The sequence below is a fragment of the Klebsiella sp. TF21-TM genome, assembly GCF_019753495.1.
GTDB lineage: Bacteria > Pseudomonadota > Gammaproteobacteria > Enterobacterales > Enterobacteriaceae > Klebsiella > Klebsiella quasipneumoniae.
The window spans coordinates 122,236-141,127 of record NZ_JAIJYL010000013.1; the positions used below are offsets into that span (position 1 = coordinate 122,236).

Annotated in this window: 12 protein-coding genes; 3 read left to right on the forward strand and 9 right to left on the reverse strand. The window is 61.0% G+C overall.

Annotation, left to right across the window (positions count from 1 at the left end; genetic code table 11):
* Positions 1–9: 9 nt before the first annotated feature.
* The 8 genes from K5R89_RS14510 to bcsR all read right to left on the reverse strand — a co-directional run bounded on the left by K5R89_RS14510 (position 10) and on the right by bcsR (position 14,179).
* Positions 10–1,296 carry a dicarboxylate/amino acid:cation symporter gene (locus K5R89_RS14510; RefSeq protein WP_023291290.1) on the reverse strand — a complete coding sequence of 429 codons (1,287 nt, stop codon included), beginning with the start codon at positions 1,294–1,296 and terminating at the stop codon, positions 10–12.
* Between the two features lie 156 nt (positions 1,297–1,452).
* The gene (gene hmsP, locus K5R89_RS14515) at positions 1,453–3,459 is read right to left on the reverse strand and encodes a biofilm formation regulator HmsP (RefSeq protein WP_064154933.1); all 2,007 of its coding nucleotides are present in this window, start codon (positions 3,457–3,459) and stop codon (positions 1,453–1,455) included.
* A gap of 243 nt (positions 3,460–3,702) precedes the next feature.
* Complete coding sequence (gene bcsC / locus K5R89_RS14520; RefSeq protein ID WP_101978229.1) at positions 3,703–7,182, reverse strand: cellulose synthase complex outer membrane protein BcsC; 3,480 nt, start codon at positions 7,180–7,182, stop codon at positions 3,703–3,705.
* Complete coding sequence (gene bcsZ, locus K5R89_RS14525) at positions 7,164–8,273, reverse strand: cellulose synthase complex periplasmic endoglucanase BcsZ (protein ID WP_101989348.1); 1,110 nt, start codon at positions 8,271–8,273, stop codon at positions 7,164–7,166. The genes bcsC and bcsZ overlap by 19 nt, the downstream gene beginning before the upstream one ends.
* Positions 8,274–8,276: 3 nt before the next feature.
* Positions 8,277–10,622 carry a cellulose biosynthesis cyclic di-GMP-binding regulatory protein BcsB gene (gene bcsB, locus K5R89_RS14530; protein ID WP_032429225.1) on the reverse strand — a complete coding sequence of 782 codons (2,346 nt, stop codon included), beginning with the start codon at positions 10,620–10,622 and terminating at the stop codon, positions 8,277–8,279.
* A gap of 10 nt (positions 10,623–10,632) precedes the next feature.
* Positions 10,633–13,251, reverse strand: a complete 2,619-nt coding sequence (gene bcsA / locus K5R89_RS14535; RefSeq protein ID WP_049013020.1) for a UDP-forming cellulose synthase catalytic subunit — start codon at positions 13,249–13,251, stop codon at positions 10,633–10,635.
* On the reverse strand, positions 13,248–13,979 hold the full coding sequence (gene bcsQ, locus K5R89_RS14540) for a cellulose biosynthesis protein BcsQ (protein WP_023291296.1): 732 nt from the start codon (positions 13,977–13,979) through the stop codon (positions 13,248–13,250). Before bcsQ ends, bcsA begins: the two co-directional genes overlap by 4 nt.
* Positions 13,980–13,990: 11 nt before the next feature.
* Positions 13,991–14,179: a cellulose biosynthesis protein BcsR gene (bcsR, locus tag K5R89_RS14545; protein WP_048298546.1), complete on the reverse strand. Its 189-nt coding sequence runs from the start codon at positions 14,177–14,179 to the stop codon at positions 13,991–13,993.
* Between the two features lie 169 nt (positions 14,180–14,348).
* On the opposite strand from bcsR, the gene bcsE reads away from it, so the two are divergent.
* From bcsE to bcsG, 3 genes are read left to right on the forward strand one after another with little or no spacing between them, the layout of a single operon-like run.
* The gene (gene bcsE / locus K5R89_RS14550; RefSeq protein ID WP_023291298.1) at positions 14,349–15,902 is read left to right on the forward strand and encodes a cellulose biosynthesis protein BcsE; all 1,554 of its coding nucleotides are present in this window, start codon (positions 14,349–14,351) and stop codon (positions 15,900–15,902) included.
* Complete coding sequence (bcsF, locus tag K5R89_RS14555) at positions 15,902–16,099, forward strand: cellulose biosynthesis protein BcsF (protein WP_004204976.1); 198 nt, start codon at positions 15,902–15,904, stop codon at positions 16,097–16,099. The genes bcsE and bcsF overlap by 1 nt, the downstream gene beginning before the upstream one ends.
* The gene (gene bcsG / locus K5R89_RS14560) at positions 16,096–17,781 is read left to right on the forward strand and encodes a cellulose biosynthesis protein BcsG (RefSeq protein ID WP_048298548.1); all 1,686 of its coding nucleotides are present in this window, start codon (positions 16,096–16,098) and stop codon (positions 17,779–17,781) included. Before bcsF ends, bcsG begins: the two co-directional genes overlap by 4 nt.
* Before the next feature lie 106 nt (positions 17,782–17,887).
* Here bcsG and K5R89_RS14565 read toward each other — a convergent pair whose 3' ends face one another.
* Complete coding sequence (locus K5R89_RS14565; protein WP_217220273.1) at positions 17,888–18,889, reverse strand: glycosyl hydrolase family 8; 1,002 nt, start codon at positions 18,887–18,889, stop codon at positions 17,888–17,890.
* Positions 18,890–18,892: the final 3 nt, after the last annotated feature.

The window sequence follows — 18,892 nt, forward strand, 5'->3', positions numbered from 1 at the left end:
GAGGAGGATTTAAGAGGATAATTCGTGCGTTTTGTTCGCGGGAACACGGTTATTCAGCACATCATCCATCTGTTTGGCATCGAGTTCTTTAACCCATTTCGCGACCACCACCGTGGCGACGCCGTTACCCACCAGGTTAGTCAGCGCACGGGCTTCGGACATAAAGCGGTCAATACCGAGGATCAGCGCCAGGCCAGCCACCGGCAAATGCCCGACGGCCGAGATGGTCGCCGCCAGCACGATGAAGCCGCTGCCGGTCACTCCCGCCGCCCCTTTCGAGGAGAGCAGCAGCACCACCAGCAGGGTGATTTGATGGAAAATATCCATATGGCTGTTGGTCGCCTGGGCGATAAAGACCGCCGCCATCGTCAGATAGATAGAGGTGCCGTCGAGGTTGAACGAATAGCCGGTCGGGATCACCAGGCCCACCACCGATTTACGACAGCCGAGCTTCTCCATCTTGTCGAGCATGCGCGGCAGCGCCGATTCGGATGAAGAGGTCCCCAGCACGATCAGCAGCTCTTCGCGGATATAGCGGATAAATTTAAAGATGCTGAAGCCGGTGGCTTTGGCGATTGACCCCAGCACCACCACCACGAACAGGATACAGGTGATATAGAAGCAGATGATCAGCTGGCCCAGCTGCACCAGGGTGCCGACGCCATATTTACCGATGGTGAAGGCCATGGCCCCGAAGGCGCCGATCGGCGCCAGGCGCATGATCATATTGATGATGCCGAAGATGACCTGCGAGAAACTTTCAATGACGTTGAAAATCAGCTGGCCCTTGCTGCCCAGACGATGCAGGGCAAAGCCAAACAGAACGGCGAACAGCAGAACCTGAAGGATGTTGCCGCTGGCGAAGGCGCCAATGACGCTGCCCGGGATCACATCCAGTAAAAAGGCCACCACCCCCTGGTCTTTCGCCTGCTCAGCGTACACCGCCACCGCTTTCGCATCGAGCGTCGACGGGTCGACGTTCATCCCGGCCCCCGGCTGCACCACGTTGACAATAACCAGACCGATAATCAGCGCGATGGTGCTGACCACTTCGAAATAGAGCAACGCCACCGCCCCGGTACGGCCAACGGCTTTCATGCTCTCCATTCCGGCGATCCCCGTCACGACGGTACAGAAGATAACCGGAGCAATCACCATTTTAATCAGCTTAACGAAGGCGTCGCCGAAGGGTTTCATTTGCGCGCCCAGTTCCGGGTAAAAATGGCCCAGCAGAATACCGATCGCTATGGCCGTCAGAACCTGGACATAGAGGCTTTTAAAGATAGAGGTTTTCATAGGGTGTCCTTTGGGAATAACCACAGAGCAAGAAGGGATATTTGACGTCTGTGGCTTAAAAATAACACCCTGGAAACATTTCAGAAATAACTAACGCCGAAAGTGCAACGCGATTGTTAAAATCTTTGAGCTGACTCGCACAAGTCAACAAAACATTTACAAATTTGCATCTTCGCGGACCGGAGATAAATAGCGGGCGCTGAACGCCTCCTGCGGTAAAGCGCAACCGAACAGGTGGCCCTGGAGCACCTCGACGCCGGCGGCTTGCAACCAGCGAGACTGGTCTTCCGTTTCCACCCCTTCCGCCACAATGCGCAGCGACAGGCCGCGCGCGAGCTGGATTATCGCCGGCACCATGCTGACATCCTCCGGCAGCATATCGATGAATACCTTATCAATTTTCAGAATATCCACCGGCAGAGCCTTCATCTGCTGCAGCTGGTGCAACCCGGCATAACCCATGCCAAAATCATCCAGCGCAATCCGCACGCCGGCCTCGCGCAGAGGCCGCAACCGCGCCATCACATCCTGCGGATCGTCCATCCGGCAGCTCTCCGTCACCTCAAGGATGAGGGTGCCCGGCGCAATGCGGTAGCGGGCGATCAGCTTCAGCATCTCCTCGCCACGGTCGTGCTCCAGCAGCTGGAGCAGGGAAACATTGACCGACAGCGGCAGCATAATGCCCTGGCTTTGCCAGGCGGCCAGCTGGCGGCAGGCCTCTTCCATCACCCAGTAGCCGACCGGGATAATCAGCCCGCAGGACTCAATGCGCTCAATCAGCGCCGGCGGTAGGGACCAGCTGCCATCCGCCTGCCGCTGGCGCAGCAGCACCTCGGCGCCGCAGAGCTCGCCGCTGGCGCAGGCCACCTGCGGCTGCAGCCAGATCGCGAACTGCTGGTTGTCGAGGGCGGTCATAATTTCGTGCTCTTCCATCAGGCGGCGCTGAGCCTTTTCCATCTGCTCGGGATCGAAGAACTCAATCTGATTTTTACCTTTGCGTCTTGCGGTGACCGCGGCCGAGACCGCGCGCCGGTAAAACTGTTCGGCGCTGAGCCCGGGGTGGAACATGGCGATCCCGACGCTGGCGTAGGGCCGCAGCTGCAGACCATGCAGCGGTAAACGTTCATTAATAATAGTGAGCACTTGCTTACTTATCGTCACCGCCTGCCAGGATTCGGCGAGGCCATCGGCGAGAATGGCGAAGTCATAGCCGCTTACCTGGGCCAGCACCATCTGCGGCGGGATCGCGGCGCGCAGCTTCTCCACCAGCGTCAGGAGCAGCATTTCGCGCTGGCTCTCCTTGAGCACGCCGGCGGCGTCCTGCAGGGTTTCACAGGCGACGACGATCAGCGCGGCGCTCTGCGGGCGGGCCACCGTCTGCTCCAGCATCGCCAGCAAAAAGGCTTTATTCGGCAGCTCGGAGACCGGGAAGCGGGTCGACTGGATGGACAGCTCATCATGCTGGCGCACCAGGCTCTGCTGGTTGCGGTTATAGCTGCGCACCAGCATGCCGATCTCGTCGTCATGGTGCAGGCGCGGGAGGGTCAGCTGATGGCCAAGACGCTCCTGCTGGGAGAGATCGTTCAGCTCGCGGGCGATACGCCGCAGGGGGCGAACCATCAGCCGGTTGATGCACCAGGTGAGCGCCACCGTTAGCATCAGCACCAGAAGTAAGTAAGCAGTCACTAACGTAGCAAGGGCGCTCATGACGAATTTATACATGCGATAGGAGTCAGCCTGCAGCACCAGATAGGCCAGCGGCTGCGGGTTGGCCGGCCGCTCCAGCGAATAAATGGGCAGCGAAATCTGCACCGGCAGCTCAAACAGCCGGGTGATGGTCACCGGCACCGACCGCTCAGGGATAAACCGCATCCGCAGCGCCTGGAACTGGTTGGGCAAGACGACATCCGCCCGGCTGACGATGCCAGCAGGCTGGATACGGCTTAAAATGGCTTCCGCTTCCGGAATATCGGCTTTCAGAATAGCCGCAGACAGCGGTTCGCGAACGGATCGCGCGATACTTTCTAACTGCGTGGCCGTGGTAAAGCGACTCTGTTGCACAAAGTGAAACAGCAAAATAGTGCAAAAAACCAATACAAAGGCCATGGACACGCTCGCGACCATCGCCATCTGTTTGATTGTAAGTGAACGGCTGACGCGCAACGGTGTTCTCCACTGATACTGAATGCATACCCGGCATTAATCCTTCAATCCCGGTCGTTTCAGGCTGATTATATACTTAAATCCTTCGCCCACGCCCGCGAGGGATGAAGTGACGGGATAGCTCCGCGCGGTGGCGCAGACGCCGGAGAGACCTCCCCGGCGGCCGACGGTGGGCAACGCCTCACGAGTATACGCGAAGCGCGCCGTGGAGTGGTGCTCTGTGACGTAATTCAGCCTATTCTGCTACCAGTCGGCGTAAGGCACCAGCGGCTGGGGCGGCATATCCAGATCCCCCTGCCAGCCGGCCGCCGAATAGCGCACGTAAAGCAGCGCATGGCTCGGGGTGTAGTCCTTCGCCTGCTGAATATCGACCGCGGCGCCAACGAACCAGTTGCTGGTCACCCGCCGCTCCACCAGCGCTCTGGCGGTGTAACCGAATCCCTGGCTGCTGCCGCCCTCCTCCGTCAGTTCGCTGGCGCGCTGCCGGTAGTCGGACGGGATCAGGTTCAGCAGCGGATAGCGGGCTTGCGTCTGGGTACGCGAATGGGACCATGAGACCGATCCGCCGAGTTCCCAGGACCAGTTCTCCGTGCGCTGACGCCAGGTCACCGGCACAGCGAACGAGAGATACTCCTGCGGGCTGTAATAGCCGCCCTGGCCGAGGGTGTAACCGCTGAGATCTTTGTCGTAGTGCCAGATCATATTGTTGAGGCCGACGGTGACGCGACGATTATTCTCGTTAATCACCTTATAGTAGTAGCCGGTCATCCAGCGCACGCGCCAGTTATCCGCCACGTTTTTACCGGTCAGCGAGTCGGCCCCCAGCGAGGACCAGATACCGTGCGCTTCGCCCCGGTCATAGCTGAGGCTCACACCGCCGCCGTCGGCGCGAACGCCGCCCCAGGTGGTGCCGGTATGGCTGTTGCTGTCTTTCTGCCCGCCAAAGGAGAGCAGCGAGCTGGAGATGGGACGCCGGTGCACGTTGACCGTGTATCCCACCGGCCCGACGTCGCTGCTGTAGCTCAGGCCGCCGACCACATCGACGACATTGAAGCCCATCGGCGTGGTGCCGATATCGCCGCTCCAGGTGTCATTCTTCCAGCCGACCGCCACGCTGGCCCCACTGTCGGTCTGATTTTTACTGCCGCTGGTACAGGCGATCTCCCCGCAGGTGCCCCAGCTGGGCGAGTAGCTCCCGTCGCTGTGGGTGGAAAAGCTGCCGGCATCCATATTGACCAGGTCGGTGCGGAAGAACATCCGGCCATCCGCCAGCGGGGCATCCACCTGCAGCATGGTGGTATGCGCCTTGAGGTCGGAATAGCCGCCGGTGCCGCTGGATCCCCAAAAGTCGTGTTCCAGGGTGACGTTCAGATCCTGCTGGCGATAAAGGTCGGCAGCATCGCTGCGGATCCCGCGCTTCAGCCAGTCATCCCGGCTGTCGTTGCGCGTCAGCCGGGTAAAGGTATCGTTATCCTGCGGCGGTGCGGGGGTGATGCCGGAGGCCACCATCGCCTCCCGGTAGTGGGTCAGCGCCTGCTGCGGCTCCCCGTTCCGGGTGGCAAAGCGCGCGGCATCGCGCAGCACCAGCGCGCTCTCCATCGAGGGCGGCTGCGCCTTCGCCTGCGGCACAATCTGGTTAAAAATCTGTTGGGCGTCAGCGGTATCGCCAAGGCCGGCTCGCGCCAGGGCGACCCGCCGCTGCATATTCATGGATTCGGCCTCTGCGCCTTTCAGCTGCATGACCTGCGCCCGGGCGGCCTGTTTATCGCCCTCGGCCAGATAGACTTCCGCAAGGCCGAGGCGCGCATCGCCGTTGTCGGCTTCCTGACGCAGCACCCGCTGATAGTCGGCAATCGCCGTCTGGTTGTCCCCGCGCTGCTGGGCCCAGTCGGCCAGCGTCAGGTCATAGCGCACCGAGGCCGGCTGCTGTTTGATGAGGGCGATCGCCTGCGCTTCCTCGCCGCTGTCGCGCAGCTGGTTCGCCTGGCGCAGCACCCGGTCGCTTTGCAGACGCGCCTCCAGTTCACGAATGTTATCCGTCCATGCGCTGCGCGGCAGGGCGGCGATTTGCGCCAGCGCCAGATCGTCCTGGTCGTTCCCCGACAGGTAAAGCCCCGAGGCGTAGATCCGTTCAGCATCCTGCGGCTGGCGGTTGACCATCGCCCGCATCAGCGCATCGGCTTCCTGGCGCTCGCCGGCGCTGACCAGATCCCGCGCCAGACGGTAGGTTATCCACACGCTGTCCGGATCCAGCGCCAGGCGCCGACGCTGAACTTCCGCCGCCTGCGCCCAGTTGCCCTGACTCTCCAGAGCCTGCGCCTGTTTCTCCAGCCGGTCGTTGTTCAGGCTGCGTTCGATATCATCGATGCTGCGCCGCTGGGCGGCAGGAAGACCAGCGATCCAGGCGCTGGCTTTCTCGGGCGATTCAGCGCGATAGAGGTTGGCCAGGCCGCGCACCGCCAGATTATTCCCGCGATCCAGGCGCAACGCCTGCTGATAATAGCGCTCCGCCGCGGCCGACGCCTTGCGCGCCGCCGCGACGTCGCCCAGCCCCAGCACGGCATAGCTGTCGGTCCGATCGACCCGCTGCGCCTGGGCATAATAATTCTGCGCCTGTGAAAGCTGACCGGCCTTCAGGGCGTTATCCCCCTGCTTGATCAGCAGCCAGTAGCGGTTGGTTTGCAGCAGGCTGTCCCATTTGCCACGATTCGGGCTGTCGGGATCCATGGCAATCGCTTTATTGAGCTGGGCCACCGCCCGCGCGCGATCGCCGCGCTGGGAATAGGCCTGGCCGAGGGCGCCCACCGCATCGCTGTCGCGGCTGTCGGCCTGAACGGCTTTCTGCAGATCCGCCACCGCCTGCGAGGTATTTCCGGATTTGACCGCCGCCAGCCCTTCCGAGCGGGCGCGGAACGTCGGATCCTGCAGCTGCGCCTGCTGCTGGTCAAGCAGGACGCGGGCGTTCGCCGCCACCGAGCCGGTAGGAAACTGCAGCAGGAATTGCTGCAACGCCTGCACGCTGGCTTTGCTCACCGGCATGCTTTTCACTTCGCTGAACCACATATCGGCGGCGATACCGCGTCCTGAGGCTGAGCGGGCCATTTCCGCCAGATAGGCGAACCCTTCCTGCGGTTTGTTATCGGCAAACATCTGCTTCGCCAGCGCCGTCAGCAGGCTGACGTTGCCCGGCGCGCTGGCGTTCAGTTTTTTCAGCTGGCTGACGCCTTCGCTATGACGGGCCGGCAGGCGCGCCACCAGCGTCCAGTATTCAATAGCGGCATCGACATCATCCGGCACGCCGCCGAACAGTTTTTCATAGGCGGCGATGGCTTCATCGACCTTCCCGGCCACGCCCAGCAGTCGCGCCTGCTGCAGCGCCTGACGGCCCTCGCCGGTGTTGCTTTTCATCTCATTGCGCGACGCCTTCAGCTCAGGGGAATCCGGCGCCAGCTTCGTCAGTCGCTCCAGCTCTTTTTGCGCCCCGGCGGTATCCCCCTGGCGCAGCAGATAGCGCATCCGCGCGGCAATCAGGTCCGGGTTGTTGGGGTCGATCAGCTCCAGACGGTATAGCGACTGGCGCACCAGGTCTTCACGATTGCTGGCCTCGCCGAGGCGCACCTGCTCCAGCAGATGTTCCTGGGCGGGCGTCGTCGCCGCCTGCGCTAACGGCAGCAGCGCAACGCCGAGGGACAGCGTGAGTAAACTTAGTGAGAGCTTGCGCATTCCTGGTTCCAGTCAGGTTGTAATTCGCCACCCGCAGTGAAACGAAAACGGTGTTGATCCCAACCCTGACCGAACAGCGTCAGGACCGCGCTGTAGTAGGCATCCGCGCCGGGATAGTTATCGGCGACGCGCTGTCGTTGCACCGACCGGGCCTCGTCGTTCTGTAAAAACGGCAGCATCACCGCGGAGAAGCCCACCGGCCCCTGGCCGCTGGTTTTACCGGTGGCGATATTCACTTTCTCCGGCGGTACCCCCTGTTCCGTGGTCTGCGCCGCCATCGGCGCAAAGCGGGCCAGCAGACGCGCTTTTTGCTTATCGCCATCATGAAGCATGCCCACCCACAGGTAGACGCGAATCGCGTCATAGCTGCCGATCAGCGGCTTCTCCGTTTTCAGCTGCCAGCCTTTCCCTTTCTCATAGCGCACCCAGTCCGGGGTAAAGCCTTTCGGCGCGGTCTCCAGCAGCAGACGCAGGTTCGTGTCGCGCAGGGTGGGCCACGGCGCGCCAAAACGCACAAAATAGGTGGCCAGCTGCGGCGGAAGATAGCTGGGATTAAACCGCCAGCCGCTGTCGTCGGCAAAACCGACTTTTCCCGGCAGCAGCATCGTGCCAAGGCCCGGCACCGCCACCGTCTCTTCGTCAACAATCCGCGCCAGCAGCGCTTTCCCGGTCTCGGTGTACTGCGGCTGCTGCCACAGGCGCCCCGCCTCCAGCAGCGCCCAGGCTATCCACAGATCCGAGTCGGATGCCGAATTGCTGTCCAGCAGCGTCCACTGTTCGTCGTCCTTTTTCCCCCACAGCCAGCCCGGCAGATGCTGCCGCAGGTCGCCCTCCGCCAGGTTGTTCTGCGTCCAGGTCAGCAGCTTGTCGAACCCCGCGCGATCGTTGGCCGCCAGGGCAAAGAACAGGCCATAGCTCTGTCCTTCGGAAGTGGAAATTTTGCGCGCATCGCTGGGGTCGATCACCCGCCCCTCGGGGCTGACGTACGCTTTCTTAAACAGCTCCCAGGCGGGCCACTGGCAAGCGGCGCTCGCCTGGCCCGCCGCCAGTACCAGCGCGGAGAGCACCGCGCCGCAAAGTACTTTCATCATCGTTTATTCATCATCCAGGCTAAGGCGGCGGCGGCTGATAATGCGCAGCATGCGCCACAGCACCCACGCCAGCAGCACGATACTGACCGCGGCGAAGATCGCCAGCAGTATCGGGTGGTTAGAGAGCGCGAACCAGATGCGCTCGAACCAGGGCAGATGGCCGACATAGTAAACATCGCCCACCCGCAGGCTGTTGACGCCGGATTCGCGGATCACCGCCACCGAGCCAAACATCGCCGCCCGCTTACCGCTGTCGTTGAGGGCGTTGGTCAGCAATTCATTACCGCGCGGGCTGTCGGCCAGCAGGGCCACCACGCTACGCTGATCGTTGTAGGGCGACTGGAAGCCAATCACCGCCGCCATCGGTCCGGAAGAGGTGATGTCGGTGCGGGTGTTGGGCGTGCGGGCCTCGTCATCGGGATAAATGCTCGCCAGGTCATAGTGGCGCATCGGCATTTTCACCCAGCTTTTGGTCGCCTCGACCAGCAGGTTGATTTTGGTATCGTCCTTGAGAGACGAGGGGATCGCGCCGATCAGCAGCAGATCCGCGTCTTTATTCTTGATCTGGTTGCCATCGTCGGTCATTTGCAGATTAATCGCCGCCAGGCCGGTCTGCGAACCGATGCCGCCCAGCGCCTGCAGCAGCGTCGCCACCTGGCCCTGGGTCGGCGCCTTCGGCACCACCACCAGGGTGTCAGCGAGGTCAGCCATTCGGCTGTAAGGGAAGCCGGCATTGGCGAAGACGCGCAGGTCCGGCAGCGCAATAAAGTGATAATACTTCGAGAAGTCGATGGTCGAATCGTCGCCGATCACCACATGGTTCTGCACCGGCTGGAAGGTAATACAGTTGTCGATGGAGCCGCCGGGCATCGGGTTCATGTACTGGAAGTCAAAGCGCAGCTGGTTCACCGCCCCAAGACGCAGCGCGGGGATGGTGACCTCCGATTTGCCGTCCAGCAGCCCCTGCAGCACCGGCAGGCGCAGGATCAGTTTGTTCACGTCCTGGGAGCTGTTAAGGCTGAACGACTGCAGGAACTGGTCGTTAAGGCTGATATCCATCCGCGAGCTGTCCTTCACCGGCGGCATGGTGTAGCGATATTTCAGATCCATATCGATGCCGTTGGCCCGCAGCAAATAGAGATCCGGCGGCAGGTTAAGCGCCACGGTGATGGCATCCGGCACCAGCCCGCTGGACTGCAGCTGTTGTTCATAGGTTTTCAGCTCAGCAAAGGTGACCGAGCGGTCGGTGCGCACCCAGTTTGGCGCATCGTATGGCTGCCGCGGCTGCAGGGTTTTGATGCCGTCCACGGTGACGCTGCTGCCGCGGAACAGAATATTGCCCTGGGCAATCCCCTTCGCCGCCAGCAGCAGGTCTTTATCATCGCGGCCGAAAATCACCAGCAGCTTGACGTAAGGATCGTTCGGGTTGTCGATCATTTCGATGGTCGGCGCGTTGACCGGCGGATGATCGCGCAGGAAATCCGGACGCTTGTCGTTGGTGGCGAAGACGATGGCGTTACGATCCGGCAGTTCGTTGAAATAGACCGGGAACTGCTGGCCGCGCCAGCCGGCCTTGCTGCCGAACCATGAGGCGATAATCGCCGCCGCCTGCTGCTGGGCCACCGCCGGCGAACCCGGGAAAATCATCGGCAGCGTCAGCGGGCGGTTGTCGCGCGGATCGTAGAACGGCACCGGGAAGTGCGACAGATCGTTATGCACCTTCAGCGACTGGTAGGTGAGATCCAGATAGCTTTCGCGCCCGACGTCCAGCCACAGCGTGCTGCTGGCCGGGTTTTCGCAGACATCGCGATAGTGGCCGACAAACTCCAGCCGTATGCGGTTGAAGTCGGTGATATACAGCGGGTCAATCGGCAGCTGCGCGCGGATCTTTTTCCCCAGCTGCTCTTTGGTGACGGGCAGAACGCCCATCAGCTCATCGTTGAGATAGACTTTCAGCTGCGACTGCACGGGCAGCAGCGAGGGCGACGGGGTATATTCCAGATTGAGCAGCGCGTTGGCGACCAGCTCATCGCTGCGCATGCCGAATTCGACCGAGGCGTCAGGCCGTGAGCCGCGCAGCACAATGCTGCCCGGAGGCGGCGCGATGGTGGCAAAGGTCAGCTTCACCTCCCGCTGCGGGATATTCTCGGCGACCACCGCCGGAGCGGTCGGTTCGGCGAGGGTCGCCGTCGGCTCGCCAATCGTCACCGGCGCGGGCGGGGTGGCCGCCTGCGGCTGAACGCCAGGAGCCGGGTTCACCACGGCGGCCGGCGCCGCGTAAGAGGCCAGCGGATACCAGCTGCACATGCCCACCGCTACTGCACACATCCAGGAAAGTTTTCTTTTCATCGCATTATCATCATTGTTGAGCCATTGCCGGGTCTGCGGAGAGCGTCGGCGCGGCGCGTTCAGGGCGTCGGGGTACAAACGACACTATCCATGCCACCAGCGAGGTGAGCGCGCGGAAAATGACCTTCACCGACGGCGGCGAAAACTCCGCCAGGTGACGGTAACCACGGAATCCCAGCTTGAGGATATCCAGCAGGCTTTCCATCGGCTTATCTTCCGGGAAGCTATCCTGCCAAAGCGCCCACGTATCGGCGCGGGCAAACGTACACTGCACAAAATCGATATGCTGCTGGTTGGTCAACGGCAGCAGCTGCAATCCCACTTCGTTGCCGTTTACCCGCGCGACCCGCACCGGGAAGACATACTCCTGCTGTCCCCGTTTGAGCAGCAGCCTGGCGTTCTGCCCCTCCAGCACCTGCGCGTCGCTGTGAATTTTGATCCCCAGGCCGCCGTCGGAATAGTCGTGAACGGTGCAGGAGAACAGATGGCCGTCATCGCGGGCGATGGCCGCCGGCATGCTCATTTCGACACGATGCGACCGGCGGACCTGCTTGCTTTCAACCGAGACCGCCACCGCGCCGCCAAGAATAATCAGGTTGTAGAACACCCAGACAATACTCACCCAGACGGTGAGAATTTCGTTTTCCGGGCCGTATATAAAGCGCCAGATCCCCACCGCGACGCCGACCAGGTTGAGCAGCACGAGGTAGATATAGGGCCGGGAGATCACCCAGTCGACATACTCCTCTTCCACCAGCCCACCCTTCGCGGTGACGTTGAATTTGCCTTTATGCGGGTTAATCAACGCCACAAAGGTGGGCGGCGCGATATACCAGGCGAGCACCGTCTCGTAGATTTCACTCCAGAACGAATGGCGGTATTTGCCCTGAATCTTCGAGTTGGTCAGGCTGGCGTGGATCATATGCGGCAGCACGAACAGCGCGATCATCAGCGCCGGCGCATAAATGATATAGGCATGGAGCAGCAAAAAGGCCAGCGGCGCCGTGAGGAAGATGAGGCGCGGAATACCGGAGAGGAAGTGGAGCATGGCGTTGGCGTAGCAGACGCGCTGCGCCAGCTTCAGCCCCTTGCCAAACAGCGGGTTATCGAGACGGAAAATCTGCACCATGCCGCGCGCCCAGCGGATGCGCTGGCCAATGTGCGCCGACAAACTCTCCGTCGCCAGCCCCGCCGCCTGCGGAATACGCATATAGGCGGAGGTGTAGCCGCGCCGGTGCAGGCGCAGCGAGGTGTGGGCATCTTCGGTCACCGTTTCGACGGCGATGCCGCCAATCTCATCCAGCGGGCCGCGGCGGATCACGGCGCAGGAGCCGCAGAAGAAGGTGGCGTCCCACATATCGTTCCCGTCCTGTACCAGGCCGTAGAACAGGGTGCCTTCGTTCGGCGTTTTGCGAAAACGGCCAAGGTTGCGCTCAAAGGGGTCTGGGGAGAAGAAATGGTGCGGGGTCTGCATCATCGCCAGCTCTTTCTCTTTCATGAACCAGCCCATGGTCATCTGCAGAAACGAGCGCGTCGGCACGTGGTCGCAGTCAAAGATCGAGACAAACTCCCCTTTGGCGTATTTCAGCGCATTGTTGATGTTACCGGCCTTGGCGTGCTCATGGCTGGTACGGGCGATGTAGTGCACCCCGACATCTTTGGCAAACTGGCGAAACGCTTCCCGTCCGCCGTCGTCGAGGATCCAGATGTTGAGCTTGTCCTTCGGCCAGTCGATGCCCTGCGAGGCATAGATGGTGTTTTTCACCACGTTGAGATCTTCGTTGTAGGTGGGGACGAAGATATCCACCGTCGGCCACAGATCCATGTCCTCCGGCAGCGGCACCGGTTGGCGGTTCAACGGCCAGACCACCTGGAAGTAGCCCAGCACCAGCACCACCCAGGCGTAGGTCTCGGCGAACAGCAAAATAATCCCGCACACCAGGCTTACCGGGTCGTTCCAGTTCAGCGTCGAGGTGTAGCGCCACCAGATATAGCGGCACGAGACCGTCAGCGACAGCACGATCAGCATCAGCGCCGAGAAGCGGCCGGGGATGCGCCGCACCAGCAGCGCCACGCCCCACAGCAGCATCAGGAAGATAAATTGCGACAGCGGGTTAAAGGGCTGCGTAATACACATCAGCGCCAGCACCAGCGAGCAGCAGGTCACCACTCCGAGGATTGCCCGGCGCAGTTTAGGATTGAGGTGCGCCAGCTCTTTCTGTTTATCCAGATGGCGGGTGCGGGCGTTAACCTGCTCAGGCAGTTTCTCCATCCATTGCGCGTAGCGACCGTGCACCCCTTCCAGCGCCGCCAGCGAACGCCAGTTGACCTTTTTCTCCGGCTCCGGCACGCGGGTCGCCAGCAGCCACAGGGATTGCAACAGATAGCGCAGCGGATCCAGGAGCCGTGGCCGGTGCGGATTAATATGGGGGAAATAGGTGTCATGGTGCGCCAGAATCGCCTGCCAGCGCGGCGTCTCCAGCGGCATGAGCGCCCAGACCAGCGATGCCCACAGGCAGCCAAGCGACGCCGACAGCCAGGAGGCGCCATGCTGCCGGTAGTCGTCATAGCGCGCGCGCAGCCGTTCCCCCACCGGCGGGGCCAACAGCAGCGTGCTGAGGCGGATCATACCGGCCTCCCGCCGGCATAGTGGATCAGGCACCAGTTCGCCAGGGTCAGCACCTCTTCCGCCGCCAGAGAGTCCTGGCGATACTCCCCAAGGGGCTGTTTCGCCGCCAGGCACTCGGCCATCGCCTCGTCGCGGTGAATGGTCACCGGCAGGATCCGCGGCTGGCTCTCGAGCCACAGCTGATAGAGATCTTCCTGCAGCTGGCTGCCGACCCGCAGATCGTTAATCAGAATATCGCTGTTGGCCGGAAAGGGCTGCTGGTGCAAACGGATATGGCTGTTGGCGTCGGGATGGACCACCACCAGCGAGCGGTCGCAGAGCGTCAGCAGCTCGCGGGTCAACGGCGAATAGCCCGCCGGCAGATCCAGCAGCAGCCAGCGGTACTGGCCCTGCAGCTGCTGTACCGCCTCCGTCATCGCGCCCAGGGTGGGCAGCAGCTGGTCGACGTTTTCTCTTTCGCCCGCGCTGAGCTGGCCAAACGGCAGCAGATCGATATGTTGCGTATAGCGCAGACCCGCGTCGCGCCAGTCACGGCCGTCAAGCAGCGACCGGGCCCAGCCGTCCTGATGATGGATATCGGTGTTGAAAAAAAAGCGCAGCATATTATCCGGGCTGGCGTCGATCGCCAGCACGCTTTCACCGAGCAATTGCAGCGCCCAGGCGAGTGCAGCCGTAATGGACGTGACGCCAGTTCCCCCGCGCACGCCCTGTAATCCCAGAATAGCCATCTCCGGCTTCCTTATTTTTTCTCTGCAAACTCTGCCAGCAGCGGCCAGCGCTTCAGCGCTGCGTTCAGCTGTTCACGCCTCGAAATATCATGATAAGCAATATCCGGCAGGGAAAATGCCCGGCTTAGCGCCAAAAAATCATTTTGAAAGGTGTACCCCAGCGTGGCGTCCGTGGGTACGACAGGATCTTTTGCTGGCATATCTCTGTCCGTTCGAAATTTATTATTAAACCAGAGGACGTATACAGCGCTTCCTTAAAAAGCAGGTGTACATGCTAAAACTGATGACCTTTAATTTCAATGTTAGGTTTACTCTGTCAGTTTCGCTAGTAAACTTATCCAGTGTGAATCAGGGCGCACGAGGGATGCCGTGGATAGTGTATTTACTTTGGGTATTTCATCATTATGGGATGAAGTGTGCCATATGCCGGTCGGCGGGGTATGGTGGCTCAACGTTGACCGTTATGCCGATGCCGTCAGTCTGGTTAATCAGACGCTGGCCGCGCAGGCGAAAAACAGCAAAGTTGCCGCGCTGGTCATGGGTGATAAACCTGATGATATCATTTCATTAGATAGCATTCATGGCCCGAATAATATCGCGCTGTTTACCCTGCCGAATCGCCCGGAGGCGCTGGAAGAAATACATCGTGATTTAGTCTGCTCCCTCGAGCCTGGCAATTATTTGTTTATTCTGCTATGCGCTGAAAATGCCTGGCAAAATATAAATAATGAAAAGTTATGCGCCTGGGTGGAAAAAACCAGTCGCTGGGCGCAATATCATCGCTGCACGTTCTTAGCGATCAATCCCGCCCAGGATATCGATCGGCAGCTCACCCCGTTATTACGCGCGTACCGATCCCTTTCCGGTCTGGCAAGTATTCGCTACCAGGGCGACCGCCATCTTTTTGATATTGCCTGGTGGGGAAGCGATAAAGGCATCAGCGCCCAGCAGCAGCTGATGGTGCAACACGACGACGCCGGCTGGCGATTAGCGCAGGATGCTGAAACCAGCGTGCAGCCGCGTAGCGACGAAAAAGCGATCCTCAGCCATGTGCGCGTCCTCGAAGGCGCCCCGCCGCTCTCGGAATACTGGACCCTGTTCGATACCAATGACGAGGTCTTCAACGCCGGGCGCACTGCGCAGGCGGCGACGATCCTCTTCTCCATTACCCAGAATACGCAAATTGAACAGCTGGGGCGCTATATTCATACCCTGCGTCGTCAGCGCGGCACCGCGCTGAAAATTATTGTCCGCGAACAAACCCCCAGCCTGCGCGCGACCGATGAGCGGCTGCTGCTCAGCAGCGGCGCCAGCCTGGTGATCCCCAACAGCGCGTCGCTTTCCCGCTGCCTGACGCTGATTGAAAGCGTACAGAACCAAAAGTTCTCCCGGCGTATCCCGGAAGATTTTGCCACCCTGCTCACCTGGAGCCAGCCGTTAAAGCTGCGGGGCTATCAGAAATGGGACGCCTTTTGCGAAGCGGTGCACAACGTGATGACCAATACCCTGCTGCCGGCCGACAGCAAAGGCGTGATGGTGGCCCTGCGCCCGGCGCCGGGGCTGCGCGTCGAGCAGGCGCTGACGTTATGCAAACCCAACCGGATGGGCGACATCATGACCATCGGCAATAACCGGCTGGTGCTGTTCTTATCATTTTGCCGAATCAATGACCTCGACACCGCGCTAAATCATATTTTCCCGCTGCCGACCGGCGATATTTTTTCTAACCGTATGGTGTGGTTTGAAGACAAACAGATCCTCTCGGAAATCGTGATCATGCGCGGCGTCGAGCCGGCGCGCTGGAACACGCCGCTGCCCCTCTCGGTCGGTAAAAACGAAACCATCAACGCCACCCATGATGGACGCCACTGGCGACGCTATCCCGAACCACACCGGTTAACCACCCGTGAGGAGCAAGCCTGATGATGTCTATCGCCGATATTCTGCAACTGGTGGTGCTCTGCGCCCTGCTGTTTTTTCCGCTGGGCTACCTGACGCGCCACTATCAGCGCCGGATCCGCACGACGTTAAGATTGATGTTCTTTAAACCCCGTTACGTGAAACCGGCAGGGGTATTACGCCGGGGAACAACGGTTAAGCAAGGCAAAGCGAATAAATGACAAATAAAAAAACGACCGCGGCACCGCTTCCGCTCTGGCAGTACTGGCGCGGCCTTGGCGGCTGGAACTTATACTTTCTGGTCAAGTTTGCCCTGCTGTGGGCCGGGTATCTCAATTTCCACCCGATGCTGAACCTGGTGTTTCTCGCCTTTCTGCTGGTGCCGATCCCGCGTGAAAAGCTGCACCGCATCCGCCACTGGATCGCCATTCCGCTCGGCTTCGCGCTGTTCTGGCATGATACCTGGCTGCCCGGGCCGGAGACGCTGCTTAGCCAGGGCTCGCAAATCGCCGGCTTCAGCGCCAGCTATATCTGGGATCTGATTGTCCGCTTTATCAACTGGAGCATGGTCGGCGCCTTCTTTGTTTTACTGGTGCTATGGCTGTTTATCAGCCAGTGGCTGCGCGTTACCGTGTTTGTCTCCGCGATGGTCGTCTGGCAGGCGGTCAGCCCGTTGCTGCCGGCCTTTACCATTTGGCCTGCCGGTCAGCCCACCACCGCCGCCGCCACCGCGCCGGCCAACGTCGGGACCAACGCCGCCGCTGGCGCCGCGTCCAGCCCGGCCAGCCCGGCCAGCAGCGATATTCCGCCGCAGACCGAGCCGCCGACCTCGGCCAACCTCACCAACTGGCTGAACGGTTTCTATGCCGCCGAGCAGAAGCGCAAGACGCCGTTCCCGGACCAGCTGCCGGCGGATGCGCAGCCGTTTGACCTGCTGGTGATCAATATCTGCTCGCTCTCCTGGTCGGATATTGAAGCCGCCGGGCTGATGGACCACCCGCTGTGGAAGCATTTCGATATCGTCTTCAAAAACTTTAACTCCGCAACCTCCTACAGCGGACCGGCGGCGGTGCGCCTGCTGCGCGCCAGCTGCGGCCAGCTGTCGCATACCAACCTGTATCAGCCGTCCGGCGCCGATTGCTACCTGTTTGAAAACCTGGCGAAACTCGGCTTCAACCAGCAGCTGATGCTCGGCCACAACGGCCTGTTCGGCGACTTCCTGAAAGAGCTGCGTTCACTGGGCGGCATGCAGAGCCCGCTGATGGACCAGAGCGGTCTGCCGGTCAGCCTGCAGGCGTTTGACGGCTCGCCGGTGTACGAGGATCTGGCGGTCCTCAACCGCTGGCTGAAGACCGAAGAGGCCAGCAGCAATCCGCGGAGCGCCACCTTCTATAACACCCTGCCGCTGCATGACGGCAACCACTTCCCGGGACAAAGCAAAACCGCGGACTACAAAGTGCGCGCGCAAAAGCTGTTTGACGACCTGGATAACTTCTTCACCGAGCTGGAAAAATCGGGGCGGAAGGTGATGGTGGTGGTGGTGCCGGAACACGGCGGCGCGCTGAAGGGCGATAAGATGCAGGTGTCTGGCCTGCGTGATATCCCGAGCCCGTCGATCACTAACGTCCCGACGGCGGTGAAATTCTTCGGCATGAAGGCGCCGCATGAAGGCGCGCCGATTATCATCGATCAGCCCAGCAGCTACCTGGCGGTGTCGGAGCTGGTGGTGCGCGCCCTCGACGGCAAAATGTTCAGCGAAGAGAGCGTCAACTGGCAGCAGTATGTCGCCAACCTGCCGCAGAGCGCGGCGGTGTCCGAAAACGCCAACGCCATCGTTATCCAGTATCAGGGCAAGCCGTATGTCCAGCTGAATGGCGGAAGCTGGGTGCCTTATCCGCAATAAGCGACAAGGCCGCCCATGCTGGCGGCCTGACATCGTGAGACGTTCCTGCTCTTCCCTCTCAGCCCGCAGGCATACGGGCTGAGAGGCCTGCAAAGCCATCACCGCGCTAGCGCTGATCCTGTTTCGCCAGACAGACCAGCAGCTTGAGGCTGGCGGAGTAATAATCATCCTTGTCGTCAATCTGCGGCGCTTCCTGCGGTTCGCCAAGCGTTAAATCACGCACCGCCAGCAGGCCGCCGGCCATATTCCACGGGGCGACCTCGTTAGTGCTAACGTTGATCCACGCCGGGGTTTGCAGACGCGGGTAACTCTGCATCCAGGCTTTCCACGGCGCGAGCAAGGCGCTATGCGGATCGACCCACGAGATATACAGCGGGATACGGATCGCATCGAAGCTCATCCGCGGCGGCCACTCTTTGGCCGGCAGCATCTTGCCATCCGCCCGCAGCGCCACCCAGTCGCTGGGCAGGTGCGATTTCCCCCAGCCCATCTGCCCCAGCAGCGCCTGCCCGTCACTCTGCAATGTCCGCCAGGCGGTCAGGTGCGTCCGCTCCGCAAAAGCGCGCCAGGCCGGGAAGATGAAATAGGAGGGGTTAAGGTTCAGGTGGTCGTTGCGGTTGAACCCCTTCACCCCCGGGAGCATCACCTGGCGACCGGCGAAAGTCACCACCGTATATTTCAGCAGGGAGGCGGTGATGGCATCGGAGGCCGTCGCGTAGCGCTTGTCCTGCCACTGCTTTTGCGCGCGCAGCAGCGCCCAGGCGATCAGGGTATCGCCATCGGTGGCGTTGTTTTTATCGGCGATCGGGTCCGGCGCCACCGGGTTATAGCGCCAGTAAAACAGCCCGTTAGACTTGTCGCGCAGGGTGCTGTCCGTCCACTGCCACAGTTTGTCGAACGCCGGGCGATCGTTATTCGCCACCGCCAGGAGCATGGCGAAGCCCTGGCCTTCCGTATGCGACACATTGCCATTGGCGGTATCAATGATACGACCGTCCGGCATCATAAAACGGGCCTTATAGCGCTCCCATGCCGTATCCGCCCACGCCCGGGGCACCAGCATCACTGCCGTTGTCACTATCACCGCCACTAAAGCACGCAGGGGCATAAA